Genomic DNA, 13832 nt, shown 5'->3' with positions numbered 1-13832 from the left:
GCCAAGCTATACTAGCCTATAAGCCTTTTATGTATTTTCTTCTAAGCTGGCCACAAGCTGCATTAATATCTGAACCCATTTCCCTTCTAATAGTTGTAGATATACCTTTTTGATTTAATCTATTTTTAAATTCTTGAATTTTATCTTCCTTAGCTTTAGTTTTATTAAATTCCTCAATAGGATTCAAACAAATTAAATTTACATGACACAAAAGCCCCCCTAATATTCTAGCCAGCTCTTCTAAATCCTCTCTTCTATCATTTTCTCCATTAATTAAAGTATATTCAAAGGTTATCCTTCTATTAGTTTTTTCTACATAATAATAACATGCTTTTAAAATTTCTTCTACTCTATATTTTTTTCCTATAGGCATCATTCTTTTTCTATCCTCATCAAAAGGAGAATGTAAGGATATAGACAAAGTAATTGGAATTTTCTCATCAGCTAATTTGTATATCTTTGGAACTAAACCACAAGTAGATAAAGTAATATTTCTATATCCAAAATTTTGTCCTTTTTCATCATGCAATAATTTTAAAAAATTGATTACATTATCGTAGTTATCTAAAGGCTCCCCGCTGCCCATTAAAACAATATTGCTAAGTTTTAGATTAAGATCCTTCTGTATATTATAAACTTCGCTTAAAATTTCACTTGAAGTTAAATTTCTTACAAGTCCCTCTTTAGTAGAAGCACAAAACACACAACCCATTTTACAACCTACTTGAGTTGAAATACAGGCTGATGTTCCATAACTATATTTCATAGCTACACTTTCAATTATATTCCCATCTTCTAATAAAAATAAATATTTTTTCGTATCATCTATTTTTGAATCATATCTCTCTAAAACAGAAATATTTCCTATAGTATAATTCTTTTCTAGCTTGTCCCTAGTGTCTTTGGGTAGAACTGTTATTTTAGATATTGAATCCACCATATTTTTATGAATGAAATTAAAAGTTTGTTCTCCCCTATATTCTTTCTCCCCTATTTTAAGAAATAATTGTTTCATTTCTTCTAAAGACAACGATTTAAAATCTATTTTTTGCAAAAAAACCCTCCTAACTTTCTTAATTAAATATTATACCATAATTGATAAAATTTTATTCATTTTTCTTTAAAAGTTTAGCTATAAAAAAGCCATCAGTACCATGAATATGAGGAAAAAGCTCAATATACCCATCTTTTGCAGTCTCAAAACCCTCTTCAAATTTCAAAAGAGATTTAAAACTAAGTAATTCAAAACTATCATTCTCTGAAATAAACTCTCTAATTATATTTATATTTTCTTCTCTTTCAATAGTGCAAGTACTATATACTAAAATTCCTCCAGGCTTTAAATATTTGCTTCCATTTTTTAATATTTTGTATTGAGTTTCTTTTATTTCTTGTATATCTTCTTCCTTTCTATTCCATTTTATTTCTGGTCTTCGTCTTATAAGCCCTAAACCGCTACAGGGAGCATCTACTAATATATAATCAGCTTTCGACAACAATTTTTCATCTATATTTAAGGCATCAAATAATTCTGTTTTTATAATATTTATACCTAAACGGCTAGAATTATTTTTGATTAATTTTAATTTATGATCATAAATATCCCTTGCTATTATACTTCCCTCATCTTCCATATGTTGTGCCATATGCGTAGTTTTACCACCTGGTGCACTGCATATATCTATTATAGTACTATTTTTTTTAGGATTCATTATTTGAGAAACTAACATGCTACTTTCATCTTGTATAGTAAATAATCCATTCTTAAACTCATCTATATCTGTAATCCTATAAGGATTTTCTACTATTAATCCATCTAAAGCATATTTAGTTTCTAAAATACTGTATCCTTTACCTTCTAGTGATTTTTTTAAAGTCTTTCTATCAGTTTTTAATGTATTTGTTCTAATATTTAATTTTGGCTTCTCATTATTTGCTTTACATAATTTTAATGTAAACTCTTCTCCAAAATCTTCTATCCATCTTCTTACCATCCACTTAGGATGTGAATATTTTATAGATATATATTCTAATTTATCTTTTATATTTATATTGTCTATTTCTTCCTTGTTTCTAGCTATGTTTCTCAAAACTCCATTTACATATCCAACTGCACCTTTATGAGAATATTTCTTTGCTAGCTTTACAGATTCATTTACAGCTGCACTATCTGGAATTCTTTCCATAAAGATTATTTGATATACTCCAATTCTTAAAATCTCTAAAATAATAGGAGCAATTTTTTTAATTTTTATTTTAGAAAACTTTGATATTGTCCAATCTAAATATATTCTGTTTTCTAATACCCCATAAACTATTCCTCTTGTAAGATTTTCATCTAATTTATTTGTATCTAGTTTAATATATTTATTTAATGCTATATTTGAATAAGCACCTTTTTCATTTATTTCAATCAATATTTTAAGGGCAGCCTCTCTCGTGTTTTTCTTCATATATTCACCTCCAAGATTATTATATACAAAATTCATAAAAAAATAAGAGGTGAGATTCACCTCTTTAATTTCTTCTACTAGATAGAGACATAAGTCTTAATAATTGTCCAATGGCTACTAATGTTGCCGCTACATAAGTTAATGCTGCAGCTTTTAATACCTTCTTAGCTGGACCTATTTCATCACTTGTAACTATTCCTGTATCTAATTGATACAATGCTCTTCTACTAGCATTAAATTCAACTGGTAATGTTACAATTTGAAATAATACTATCGCTAAATATAATATTATTCCAACTTCTATAAGGAATGGACTTATTAAAAATCCTAAAAAGATTAATATCCAAACAAATCTAGACCCAATGCCAGCAATAGGTGCAATATTGTTTCTTAGTATAAGAGGGAAATATCCTTCTGCATGTTGAATAGCGTGACCAACCTCATGTGCTGCTACACTTAGAGAAGCTATAGAACGTCCATTATAAACATTATTAGATAATCTAATAACATTGGTTCTAGGATCATAATGATCAGTAAGATTTCCTCCAATTGGTTCAACTCTTACATCATATAAGCCATTTCTATCTAATATCTCTCTTGCGACTTCTCTTCCTGTATAACCTGAATTACTTGGAACCTTTAAATATTTGTTAAAGGATGTGGTTACTTTAATTTGAGCATAGAAAGATATGATTAAAGCTATCATGAGTAATAAATAATAATCCATAAAAACCCTCCTTTTTTTATAGTATCATAATATAATACTATAGTTTTTATAATAATGCAACTATTCCAAAATTGTCCCTACTTTTATTTCATTGCCCTTAATAAAATCCTCTACCCTCATTTTTCTTTTGCCTGGAAATTGTAATTCTTTAATTATAATACATGAATCTTTAGAATTCACAAATATTCCTTCATTATCCACCTTAACTATTTCACCATTTTCGCCTTCTTTAAATTTAGAACATAATTCAACTCTGTGAATTTTTACATTGTTCTTTTCATAAAATGTATAAGCAGTAGGCCAAGGCTTTAGTCCTCTTACAAGATTTTTTATTGATTCACCTGATTCATTCCAATCAATTTTTCCCATTTTCTTATTTAACATTGGAGCATAGTTGGATTTTGAATCATCTTGGCTTTCAGGAGTTATTTTACCACTAATTATACCTTTTAATGCTTTAACAATTGTTTTTCCACCTAATTCAGATAAACTATCATGAATGGTTATTGCATCATCATCTTCTTTAATATTTATACTTTCTTTTATATATATATCTCCTGCATCTAATTTCTCAACCATTTCCATAATAGTTATCCCAGTTTCTTCTTCTCCATCTATAATTGCCCAATTTATAGGTGCTGCTCCTCTATATTTAGGTAAAAGGGATGCATGAATATTTATACAAGCATATTTAGGAATTGATAAAATCTTCTTCCTTAAAATTTGACCATACGCAGCTACAACTATAAAATCTGGTTTAATATCTTTTAATTTATTTATACTATCTTCACTATTTATATTGTCTGGCTGGAATACTTCCAAACCTAATTCTTCTGCTCTAGCTTTTACAGCTGTAGGTAAAAGCTTTTTCCCTCTTCCCTTTGGTCTATCCTTTTGAGATACTACTAATGGGATATCAAACCCTTCTTCATATAGTTTTTCTAATGGCTTTACAGCAAATTCTGGCGTTCCCATATAAATAATTTTCATTGAACCCCTCCTAATCCTCTTCTATTTCCTCTACAATTTTATCAATAAATAAGACTCCATTTAAGTGATCTATTTCATGACAAAGGGCTCTAGCTAAAAGACCATTTCCTTCAATTGTTTGTTCCTTACCATCTGTATCTAAATATTTTACCTTTACTTTCTCAGGTCTTAAAACTTTTCCTGCTCTATTTGGCACACTTAAACATCCTTCTACATCTAAATTTTCTCCTTCTTTCTCTATTATTTCTGGATTTATTAATTTTAGAATTCCTTCCCCTATATCAATAACTATAGCTTTTCTCAATATCCCTACCTGTGGAGCTGCTAATCCTACTCCTTCATTTTCATGCATTGTTTCAACCATATCATCTAAAAGAGTTTTTATTCTATCATCTATTTTAGTTATTTCCCTAGATTTTTTTCTTAATATAGGATCATTTACATATCTTAATTGTCTAATTGCCATTTTTATTCCTCCTATAATATTGAATTTGGATTTACATCTATACTAAACTTTATGCCTTTGTATTTTTTACTTTGACTATTATATATACATACCCTATTAATTATATCTTTTAACATACTTGAATCCCCTTTGTCTGATTTAAAAATAATTTGCCATCTATGATTATTCTTAAGTTTTTCTAATGGTGCAGGATTAGGTCCAAATATATCTTTTTCTAGTTTTTCCAACTTATTTTTTCTAAGTTCTAGTATTATTTTTCCATATACCTCTTTAGATACTTCAGATACCTTCCCTTTATCTCTACCATATATAACTAAGCTAATAATCTCCATATAAGGTGGATATTTAAATTCCCTTCTTAACAATATTTCCTTATTATAAAATTGAGTATAATTATGTTCTTTTGCCATCTGAATACTGAAATGTTTTGGATTGTAAGTTTGCACTATTACCTGACCCTCAAAATCTCCCCTTCCAGCTCTACCTCCCACTTGAGTTAAAAGTTGAAATGTTCTTTCAGAAGATCTAAAATCTGGTAAATTTAAACTAGTATCTGCTGCAATAATGCCTACTAAAGTCACAAGGGGAAAATCTAATCCTTTAGTAATCATTTGAGTTCCAATTAAAATATCTATATTCCCATTTTTTACATTTTGTAAAATTTTCTCATGACTTCCTTTTCTAGAAGTAGTATCTACATCCATTCTTGCCACCTTAGCTTGAGGAAAAAGCTTCTTTATTAGATCCTCTACCCTTTGAGTACCTGATCCAAAATACTTAATATATTTACTTCCACATTTAGGACAAATTCTAGGCGGTGTGTCTATCATACCACAATAATGACATTTTAATTTATTATCAGAGAAATGATATGTTAAAGAAATATCACAATTCTTACATTTTGCTATATAGCCACATTTTCTGCAAGATATAAAAGTTGAATATCCTCTCCTATTTAAGAATAAAATTGTTTGCTTTTTATCTTTTAAGTTTTCTTCTATGGCATTATATAAATCTGTACTCAAAATAGATTTATTTCCTGAATTTAACTCATCTCTCATATCTACTATATTCATAATAGGTAATTTTTTATTATTGATTCTATCTAATAAAGTTAAAAGTTTTATTTCTCCATTTTTAGCTCTATAATATGTTTCTATTGAAGGTGTTGCCGTTCCAAGAACCAAAGCAGCTCCTTCTAGTTCACATCTTTTTTCTGCTACTTCAATAGCATTATATTTAGGGTTCATACTAGATTTATAACTATTTTCATGTTCCTCATCTATTATTATTATACCTAAATTATTAAAAGGAGCAAAAACAGCAGACCTTGCACCTACAACTATTTTTACTTCCCCTCTTTTTATTCTTCTCCACTCATCAAATCTTTCCCCAGCTGAAAGTCTACTATGTAATACTGCTACATTTTGACCAAACCTCCCTACAAATCTTTCTACTGTTTGAGGTGTAAGAGAAATCTCTGGTACCAATACTATAGCCTCTTTTCCCTTTTCAATAAGCTTTTCAATTAATTGAAGATATATCTCTGTTTTCCCACTTCCTGTTACTCCATGGATTAAAAACTTATTTTCTTTATTCTCTTTTATACAATTTAATATTTCATCTAAGCAATATTGCTGCTTTTCTGTCAATCTATGTTTTTCATAATTTAAAATACCCTTTGGTATTGGATTTCTCAAAACTTCTCTTTCAATAATTGCTATTCTATTTTTTTTCTCTAATGATTTTATAACTCCATGAGAAGTATTTACCTCTTTTAATAATTTTTTTAAGGGAGTTTCTCCATGCATATACAAATATTCTATAATTTCCTTTTGCTTAAAAGCTCTATTGTCAATTTCAGAAATTAGTTCTTCTAATTTAATATTATTATCTTTTAAATCAATATACTTTTCATATCTTTTTCCAACTTTCGTTCCAACTTCTAAATCAGTTTCCAATATTCCTATTTCTTCTAATTTCTTTATATGCTTTCTTATATTATTATCTTTAATTTTTTCTTTTAATTCTTTAAAAGAAATTTTCTCGTTTTTATTTAATAAATTAATTATATTCTTTTGAATATGAGATAAACTATATGTCTCTGAACTTGGTCTGTTTTTCATATAGATATAGGTAGTTATTTCTTTGATATCTCCCGGAGGCATAACAGCATGCAATGCATCTAAATAAGAGGATAGATATTTTTCTCTCATCCATAAACCTAATTCTAAAATTTCCTCAGAAATAATAGGCCTATCATCTAATAATTCTTCAATATACTTTAATTTAAAAATATCTCCACTATATCTTTCCGTTTCTATTACAATACCTTTAATAAATCTATTTCCCATTCCAAAGGGAACTAGAACTCTCATTCCTTGTTTCAAATCCTCTTCCATATCTTTCTTAACTGCATAGGTATAAGGTTTGTCCGTTTTTGAAGCCCTATTGTCCACTATCACCTTAGCAATGATTTTACTCATAATTACCAATCCTCTTTATCTATTAAAAAATTAAAAGCCAGACGAAAATCTATCTAGCTTTTAGTTTTCAATTTTACTATCTTATCTAAAATAATATTTGCCAATTTTTTCTTTTGCATCAAAGGATAATTTTCAATATTTCCATTTTTATCTATTATAGTAACTATATTTGTATCAGTCTTAAAGCCAGCTCCTTCTTTTGACACATCGTTAGCTACAATAAAATCAAAGTTTTTTCTTTTTATCTTTTCATTTGCAGATTCTATAATATTATCTGTTTCTGCTGCAAATCCAACCATTATTTGAGATTTTTTTATTTTCCCAAAATGTCTGGAGATATCTGGATTCTTAATAAACTTCATCTCTAAGATATCATTTTTCTTCTTAATCTTTGAATTACTTACCACATTAGGTCTATAATCCAAAGGGGCAGCTGCTTTTATTAAAATTTGGCAGTCATTAAATTCTTTCTCTACTGCATTAAGCATTTCCCTTGTAGTATTTATATTAACTACCTTAATATCTGTAGGTGGTTTTAAATTAGTAGGTCCAGTAATCAAGACTACATCTCCACCTCTCTTTTTGGCTTCTTCTGCCAATGCATAACCCATCTTGCCGCTAGAAAAATTAGTCATATATCTTACAGGATCTAATGGTTCTATAGTTGGTCCTGCTGTTATAACTAATTTCTGGTTTTCTAAATCTTTAGGTCCAAAATAGCCTTTTACATATTCTATTATATTTAAAGGCTCAGCCATTCTACCAGCTCCATAGGTTCCACAGGCAAGAAGTCCACTTCCAGGTTCTATAAATTCATAGCCAAGATTTGATAGCTTATTCATATTTTCCTCTACAATAGGATTAGAATACATATGACTATTCATAGCAGGAGCAAATATAACCTTAGCCTCTGTAGCCATAATAACTGTAGAAAGCATATCATCTGCTATTCCATTGGCTATTTTGCCTATTGTATTAGCTGTAGCTGGAGCCACTAATATTAAATCAGCTTTTTCTGCCAATGAAATATGTTCAACCTCCCAAGTTTTTGGCTCTTCAAACATATCTACATAAACAAAGTTTTGGCTTAAAGTTTGAAAGGTCAAAGGAGATACAAATTCAGTTGCAGCTTCTGTCATTATAACTTGTATATTAGCATCCAATTTTTTCAATTTACTTACTAAATCAGCTGTCTTATAAGCTGCTATTCCTCCAGTTACTCCTACTAATATATTTTTACCATTTAACATTTCCTCACCTACTTAATACTTTTAATATCTGGACGTTTATAAGTTATTTTATCCTCTGCTATTTCTTCTATAGCAATACTAACTGGTTTAGTTGAATCTGTTTCTATATAAGACTTGGAACCATCAACTAATTGTCTTGCTCTTTTAGCTGTCAACATAACTAAAGTATATCTACTATCTGCTTTTTTTGTCACTTCATTAATAGAAGGATATAACATAAGAAACCTCCTCACAATAATATTTTATTTATTAATTCAATTTGTCTATCTACCTTAGACTTTTCAGCTGTTACTATAGATTCTAATTTTTTCACAGCTTTTTCAACCTTATCATTTACAATTGCATAATCATATTCATTTATATACTCTATTTCCTTAAAGGCATTTTTATATCTTCTGTCTATGTCACTTTTGCTTTCTGTTCCTCTTCTTATAATTCTATTTTTTAATTCTTCCATAGATGGAGGCAATATAAATACAAATACTCCATTTGGATAAATTTTCTTTATCTGTAATGCTCCTTGAATATCTATTTCTAAAAATATATTTTCACCTTTTTTAATTTTATCTAATACATATTTCTTTGGAGTTCCATAAAAATTTCCATGTACATTAGCATATTCTAGGAATTCATTTTTACTAACCATTTTTTTAAATACATCTTCTGTTAAAAAAAAATAGTTCACTCCATCTTTTTCGCCTCTTCTAGGACTTCTTGTAGTAGCAGATATAGAAATATTCATATCTTCATTTCGCTGTAAAAATTTTCTACATATAGTACCTTTACCACATCCTGATGGACCAGACACTACAACAAGTAGACCTTCTGCCATATTTCCTTCCTCCTCTAATCTATTTCCACATCTATTACTTCTTTACTATTTAACCTATGGGCTACAGTTTCAGGTTGAACAGCAGATAGAATAATATGATCACTATCTGTTACAATGACTGCTCTAGTTCTACGACCATAAGTTGCATCAATTAACATACTTCTATCCCTAGCTTCTTGTATCATTCTCTTTATTGGTGCTGATTCTGGACTTACTATAGCAATAATCCTATTTGCTGATACTATATTACCAAAACCAATATTTATTAGTTTAATGTTCATAACCTACCCTCCCTTAATTATTCTACATTTTGAATCTGTTCTCTAATTTTTTCTAATTCACTTTTAAAATCTACAACTAGTCTACTAATTGCTATATCACTAGATTTTGAACCAATGGTATTTATTTCTCTATTCATTTCTTGAATTAAAAAATCCAGCTTTCTTCCAACTGATTCATTACTATTTAAGCATCCAAAAAGTTGATCTACATGACTGTATAGCCTTACTACCTCTTCATCAATACTGCTTTTGTCAGCAAAAAATACAACTTCATTTGCTAGTTTATTTTCATCTAATTCGTATTGATTTTTTAAAAGTTCTCCAACTCTCTTTTCTAATTTTTCTCTATACTCTTCAACTACTATAGGAGCTCTTTTTTCAATCTCTTCAATCATATTTTTAATATTCATTGTTTTTTTTGTTATATCATTAAAAATTTGTTCCCCTTCTTTACATCTCATATTTATTAAATTATTCAAAGCTTCATCCAAAGCCTCTTTTAGACATGACCATATTTTATTTTCATCATCTTTTTTTCTTTCAGTTTTAACTACTTCTGGCATTTTTATAATATGATTTATATTAATATCTTCATCTATATTTAAATTATCTCTCATATTTTCTAATGCTTCTTTATAAGCCGTTGCTAATGGAATATCAACGTTAACATTTACATTGTTGTCATTAATGTATTTTAGATCTATGTAAACTTCCACTCTTCCTCGTCTTACCCTTTTTCTTATCATTTTATTTATATTTTCTTCCATATAATTGATATGTTTAGGCATCTTTATTATAATATCATTATATCTATGATTAAGTGATTTTACCTCAACAGTGAAATTATATGTATCATCACTGCTCTCTCCCCTTCCAAATCCAGTCATACTCATTAACATGGTATTCATCCCTTTCTAATCCATTATAGTCAATTTTACCATATTTTTTATTCCTGTCAAAGTAAATTACAATATAATTATATTGTAATTAGAATTTTTTATCTATAATATATTACAAAAATGTAACTTTTTAAATTCATTTATATTGTTTTATTTATTTAGTTCTTATTAAATGGTATACTTTAATTAATAAATTAAATGGAGGAATAGAAAATGTCTTTTGATGGAATTGTAACAAATGCTTTAGTAACAGAATTTAAAGAAACAATTGTTGGTGGGAGAATTGATAAAATATATCAACAAGAAAAAGATGAAATACTTATCCATATTCATAATTTAGGAAACAATTATAAACTACTTCTATCAGCTAGTAGCAATAATCCTCGAATATATTTAACGAACTTTTCCAAACAAAATCCTAATAATCCTCCCATGTTCTGTATGTTTTTAAGAAAACAAATACAAGGAGGAATAATACTAGATATTAACCAATACGAATTGGATAGAATAATAATTATAGATATTAAATCCTTGGATGAAATGGGTGAAATCAATATAAAACAATTAATCATTGAAATCATGGGAAAGCATAGTAATATAATTTTAGTTGATGAGTCCTCTAAAATTATATTAGATTCTATAAAGAGAATCCCTGAAAATATAAGTAGAGTGCGTCAAGTTCTACCAGGACTTCAATACCAATATCCTCCTTCTAACAATAAAATTAATCCTTTAAATGTAGATTTTAAAACATTTTTAGAAATAGGGGATAAAAGCAAAAAAAATTCTCAAGTATTTAAATATTTTTATACAAATTTTATTGGACTAAGCCCTTTAATTAGTCGAGAAATTTGCTATAGAGCTAATATAGACGAAAGGTCTACTACTGATGTTTTAACGGATTTAGATAAAAAAGAATTATATAACTCTTTTAAACTAACAATGGATGATATTTTAGAAAAAAGATTTACACCAAATATTATAAAAAATGATAATAATGAGATTTTAGCATTTCATGCTTTGAAACTTACTCAGTATGATGGCATAGATAAAGAATACAATGAATCTATGAGTACTATTTTAGATAATTATTATAGAGAGAAGGATATTTTAGATAGAATTAGGCAAAAATCTTTATCCATTAGAAAAACTGTACAAACTAAATTAGATAGAGATCTAAACAAATTAAATAAGCAAAGGGAAGAATTTTTAGAATCTAAAAAAAGAGAAAAATACAAAGTATATGGAGATCTAATATCTGCAAATATATATAAAATTGATAAGGGAGCAGACAAAGTAAAATTAGAAAATTTCTATACAGAAAATCTAGAAGAAATAAATATTCCTTTGGATCCAAAATTATCTCCACCTCAAAATGCTCAAAGATATTATAAAAAATATGCAAAACTCAAAAATGCCTCTAAACTATTAGAAAAACAGATTCCTAAGACTAAATACGAAATTGATTATTTAGAAAATATACTCATTAGTATTGACAACTGTACAGAAGTAGAAGAATTAGATGAAATAAAAGATGAGTTAAGAAGAGAAGGGTATTTAAAAGGTAAAGACAAAAAGAATAAAAATAAAAAGGAAAGAACCTCTAAACCTTATCATTTTATTTCTTCCAACAATCTTGACATATATGTAGGAAAAAATAATAAACAGAATGATTATTTAACCCTTAGATTTGCAAATAAAGATGATATATGGCTTCATAGTAAAGATATACCTGGAAGCCATGTTATTATTCGATTAGAAGATGCTGAGGTTCCAGAAGAAACTTTATATGAAGCTGCTCTTTTAGCTGCTTTCTATAGTAAAGCAAAAAATTCACAAAATGTAGCCATTGATTATGCCCAGAAAAAAAATGTTAAAAAACCAAAAGGTGCAAAACCAGGAATGGTCATATATGAAAAAAATAATACTATTTATGTAACACCTAAAAAAGAAGAAATTAACAAAATAAAAAAGGTAGAAATTTAAATTTCTACCTTTTTATTCTTTAATCAACACCTGATCTTTTCCGTCTATTTCTTCAAATTCAACACTTACTATTTCATTTCTAGATGTAGGTACATTCTTTCCTATATAATCTGGACGTATAGGTAACTCTCTATGTCCTCTATCTATTAAAACTGCCAACTGTACTTTTTTTGCCCTTCCCTTATGAGCCAAAGCATCCAATGCTGCCCTTGCAGTTCTTCCTGTATATATTACATCATCTACTAATACAATAATTTTATTATTTATATCAAAACTAAATTCACTTTTATTAATAATTGGATTTTTACTTATTTCCTCCAAATCATCCCTATAAAAAGTTATGTCTAATATTTCAACTGGAACTTTTTCCCCTTCAATTTCAAATATCTTCCTAGAGAGCCTTTCTGCAAAAGGAACCCCTCTAGTTTTTATACCTACTAATATAAGGTCTTTAGTACCTTTATTTCTTTCTAATATTTCATTAGCTATCCTTGTAGTTGCTCTTTGAATTGCTTTTTCATCTAAAATAATCGCTTTAGTTATCAAATGTAACCCCCCTTAATTTTTCTAAAATATTTATAAAATAATTTGGAAGTTGTGATTCAAATTCTATATAATTTTTCTTTCTAGGATGATATAAACCTATTTTCTTTGAATGGAGTAATTGTCCCTTTAAATCAAATGAATCTTTCCTATCTGAATAAACCTTATCACCAACTACTGGATGTCCAATATAAGACATATGAACCCTAATTTGATGCGTACGTCCAGTCTCTAATTTAACTTCTACTAAAGTATATTCCTTAAATCTTTCTAACACTTTAAAATGACTTCTTGCTTCCTTGCTATTTTTATTTATCACGGCCATCTTTCTTCTGTCTACAACATCCCTTCCAATAGGAGCATCTACAATTCCATTATCTACTTTTATATTTCCATGAACAAGACAATAATAAATTCTTTTAACTTTGTGGTTCTTTATTTCATCTACTAAAATACTATGGGAAAAATTATTCTTAGCCACTATTAGAAGTCCTGAAGTATCCTTATCCAGTCTATGAACTATTCCTGGTCTTTCTTCTCCCCCGATATAAGAAAGACTATCCATATGATACAAAAGGGCATTCACTAAAGTACCAGAATAATTTCCAGATGCAGGATGTACAATCATGCCTTGAGGTTTGTTAATTATGCCAATATCTTCATCCTCATATATTATATCTATAGGAATATTTTCAGGAGGAATATCTATTTTCTTAGGTTTCAATATCTTTACCTCTATATAATCTCCATCTTTAACTAAATATCTAGGCTTGACTTTCTCTCCATTCACTATTATCAAATTTTTCTTAATCATTTTTTGTATCTTAGATCTTGATATATTACCAAGTTTTTCAACTAAATAAGAGTCTATTCTTTGATTCCCTTTTTCATCTACACATATTTCAATAATATCCATTTT

General features: G+C 28.1%; 14 protein-coding genes. 1 reads left to right on the top strand and 13 read right to left on the bottom strand.

Annotated features, from left to right (window positions below; translation table 11 throughout):
- Window positions 1-16 precede the first annotated feature (16 nt).
- The 11 genes from rlmN to NSA23_RS00400 all read right to left on the bottom strand — a co-directional run bounded on the left by rlmN (window position 17) and on the right by NSA23_RS00400 (window position 10384).
- Entirely contained in the window at window positions 17-1054 is a 1038-nt protein-coding gene (rlmN, locus tag NSA23_RS00450; RefSeq protein ID WP_075052125.1) for a dual-specificity RNA methyltransferase RlmN, read from the bottom strand.
- Between the two features lie 52 nt (window positions 1055-1106).
- On the bottom strand, window positions 1107-2453 hold the full coding sequence (rsmB, locus tag NSA23_RS00445; RefSeq protein WP_042682072.1) for a 16S rRNA (cytosine(967)-C(5))-methyltransferase RsmB: 1347 nt from the start codon (window positions 2451-2453) through the stop codon (window positions 1107-1109).
- 64 nt (window positions 2454-2517) lie between these two features.
- Entirely contained in the window at window positions 2518-3180 is a 663-nt protein-coding gene (locus NSA23_RS00440) for a zinc metallopeptidase (RefSeq protein ID WP_042682074.1), read from the bottom strand.
- Between the two features lie 60 nt (window positions 3181-3240).
- The gene (gene fmt, locus NSA23_RS00435) at window positions 3241-4170 is read right to left on the bottom strand and encodes a methionyl-tRNA formyltransferase (protein WP_042682076.1); all 930 of its coding nucleotides are present in this window, start codon (window positions 4168-4170) and stop codon (window positions 3241-3243) included.
- A 10-nt stretch (window positions 4171-4180) separates the two neighbouring features.
- The gene (gene def / locus NSA23_RS00430; protein ID WP_042682079.1) at window positions 4181-4636 is read right to left on the bottom strand and encodes a peptide deformylase; all 456 of its coding nucleotides are present in this window, start codon (window positions 4634-4636) and stop codon (window positions 4181-4183) included.
- An 11-nt stretch (window positions 4637-4647) separates the two neighbouring features.
- Window positions 4648-7122: a primosomal protein N' gene (gene priA / locus NSA23_RS00425; RefSeq protein WP_050069821.1), complete on the bottom strand. Its 2475-nt coding sequence runs from the start codon at window positions 7120-7122 to the stop codon at window positions 4648-4650.
- 53 nt (window positions 7123-7175) lie between these two features.
- Entirely contained in the window at window positions 7176-8372 is a 1197-nt protein-coding gene (coaBC, locus tag NSA23_RS00420; protein ID WP_042682081.1) for a bifunctional phosphopantothenoylcysteine decarboxylase/phosphopantothenate--cysteine ligase CoaBC, read from the bottom strand.
- Window positions 8373-8380: 8 nt separating this feature from the next.
- A complete protein-coding gene (gene rpoZ, locus NSA23_RS00415; protein ID WP_042682084.1) occupies window positions 8381-8590 on the bottom strand; it encodes a DNA-directed RNA polymerase subunit omega in 210 nt (69 codons plus the stop codon).
- A gap of 11 nt (window positions 8591-8601) precedes the next feature.
- Entirely contained in the window at window positions 8602-9204 is a 603-nt protein-coding gene (gmk, locus tag NSA23_RS00410; RefSeq protein ID WP_042682086.1) for a guanylate kinase, read from the bottom strand.
- Window positions 9205-9218: 14 nt separating this feature from the next.
- Complete coding sequence (gene remA, locus NSA23_RS00405; protein WP_438357572.1) at window positions 9219-9479, bottom strand: extracellular matrix/biofilm regulator RemA; 261 nt, start codon at window positions 9477-9479, stop codon at window positions 9219-9221.
- A 23-nt stretch (window positions 9480-9502) separates the two neighbouring features.
- A complete protein-coding gene (locus NSA23_RS00400; protein WP_042682091.1) occupies window positions 9503-10384 on the bottom strand; it encodes a YicC/YloC family endoribonuclease in 882 nt (293 codons plus the stop codon).
- A 213-nt stretch (window positions 10385-10597) separates the two neighbouring features.
- Here NSA23_RS00400 and NSA23_RS00395 point away from each other — a divergent pair, with 213 nt between their 5' ends.
- Window positions 10598-12370, top strand: a complete 1773-nt coding sequence (locus NSA23_RS00395; RefSeq protein WP_042682094.1) for an Rqc2 family fibronectin-binding protein — start codon at window positions 10598-10600, stop codon at window positions 12368-12370.
- 12 nt (window positions 12371-12382) lie between these two features.
- Here NSA23_RS00395 and pyrR read toward each other — a convergent pair whose 3' ends face one another.
- Window positions 12383-12916 (bottom strand): bifunctional pyr operon transcriptional regulator/uracil phosphoribosyltransferase PyrR, encoded by a 534-nt coding sequence (gene pyrR, locus NSA23_RS00390; RefSeq protein ID WP_042682096.1) that lies wholly within the window; start codon window positions 12914-12916, stop codon window positions 12383-12385.
- The gene (locus tag NSA23_RS00385; RefSeq protein WP_042682097.1) at window positions 12906-13829 is read right to left on the bottom strand and encodes an RluA family pseudouridine synthase; all 924 of its coding nucleotides are present in this window, start codon (window positions 13827-13829) and stop codon (window positions 12906-12908) included. The genes pyrR and NSA23_RS00385 overlap by 11 nt, the downstream gene beginning before the upstream one ends.
- Between the last annotated feature and the right edge of the window lie 3 nt (window positions 13830-13832).

It is taken from the genome of Anaerosalibacter massiliensis, from assembly GCF_024623155.1.
In the GTDB taxonomy this organism is placed as follows: Bacteria; Bacillota; Clostridia; order Tissierellales; family Sporanaerobacteraceae; genus Anaerosalibacter; species Anaerosalibacter massiliensis.
The sequence above is the reverse complement of the archived record's forward strand: the minus strand, read 5'-3'. Positions and strand labels throughout refer to the sequence as shown.

Bases quoted from the DNA above. Each gene is read 5' to 3' on its own strand.
- rsmB (WP_042682072.1), bottom strand. From the start codon at position 2,453: ATGAAGAAAAACACGAGAGAGGCTGCCCTTAAAATATTGATTGAAATA.
- NSA23_RS00440 (WP_042682074.1), bottom strand. From the start codon at position 3,180: ATGGATTATTATTTATTACTCATGATAGCTTTAATCATATCTTTCTAT.
- fmt (WP_042682076.1), bottom strand. From the start codon at position 4,170: ATGAAAATTATTTATATGGGAACGCCAGAATTTGCTGTAAAGCCATTA.
- def (WP_042682079.1), bottom strand. From the start codon at position 4,636: ATGGCAATTAGACAATTAAGATATGTAAATGATCCTATATTAAGAAAA.
- priA (WP_050069821.1), bottom strand. From the start codon at position 7,122: ATGAGTAAAATCATTGCTAAGGTGATAGTGGACAATAGGGCTTCAAAA.
- coaBC (WP_042682081.1), bottom strand. From the start codon at position 8,372: ATGTTAAATGGTAAAAATATATTAGTAGGAGTAACTGGAGGAATAGCA.
- rpoZ (WP_042682084.1), bottom strand. From the start codon at position 8,590: ATGTTATATCCTTCTATTAATGAAGTGACAAAAAAAGCAGATAGTAGA.
- gmk (WP_042682086.1), bottom strand. From the start codon at position 9,204: ATGGCAGAAGGTCTACTTGTTGTAGTGTCTGGTCCATCAGGATGTGGT.
- NSA23_RS00400 (WP_042682091.1), bottom strand. From the start codon at position 10,384: ATGTTAATGAGTATGACTGGATTTGGAAGGGGAGAGAGCAGTGATGAT.
- NSA23_RS00395 (WP_042682094.1), top strand. From the start codon at position 10,598: ATGTCTTTTGATGGAATTGTAACAAATGCTTTAGTAACAGAATTTAAA.
- NSA23_RS00385 (WP_042682097.1), bottom strand. From the start codon at position 13,829: ATGGATATTATTGAAATATGTGTAGATGAAAAAGGGAATCAAAGAATA.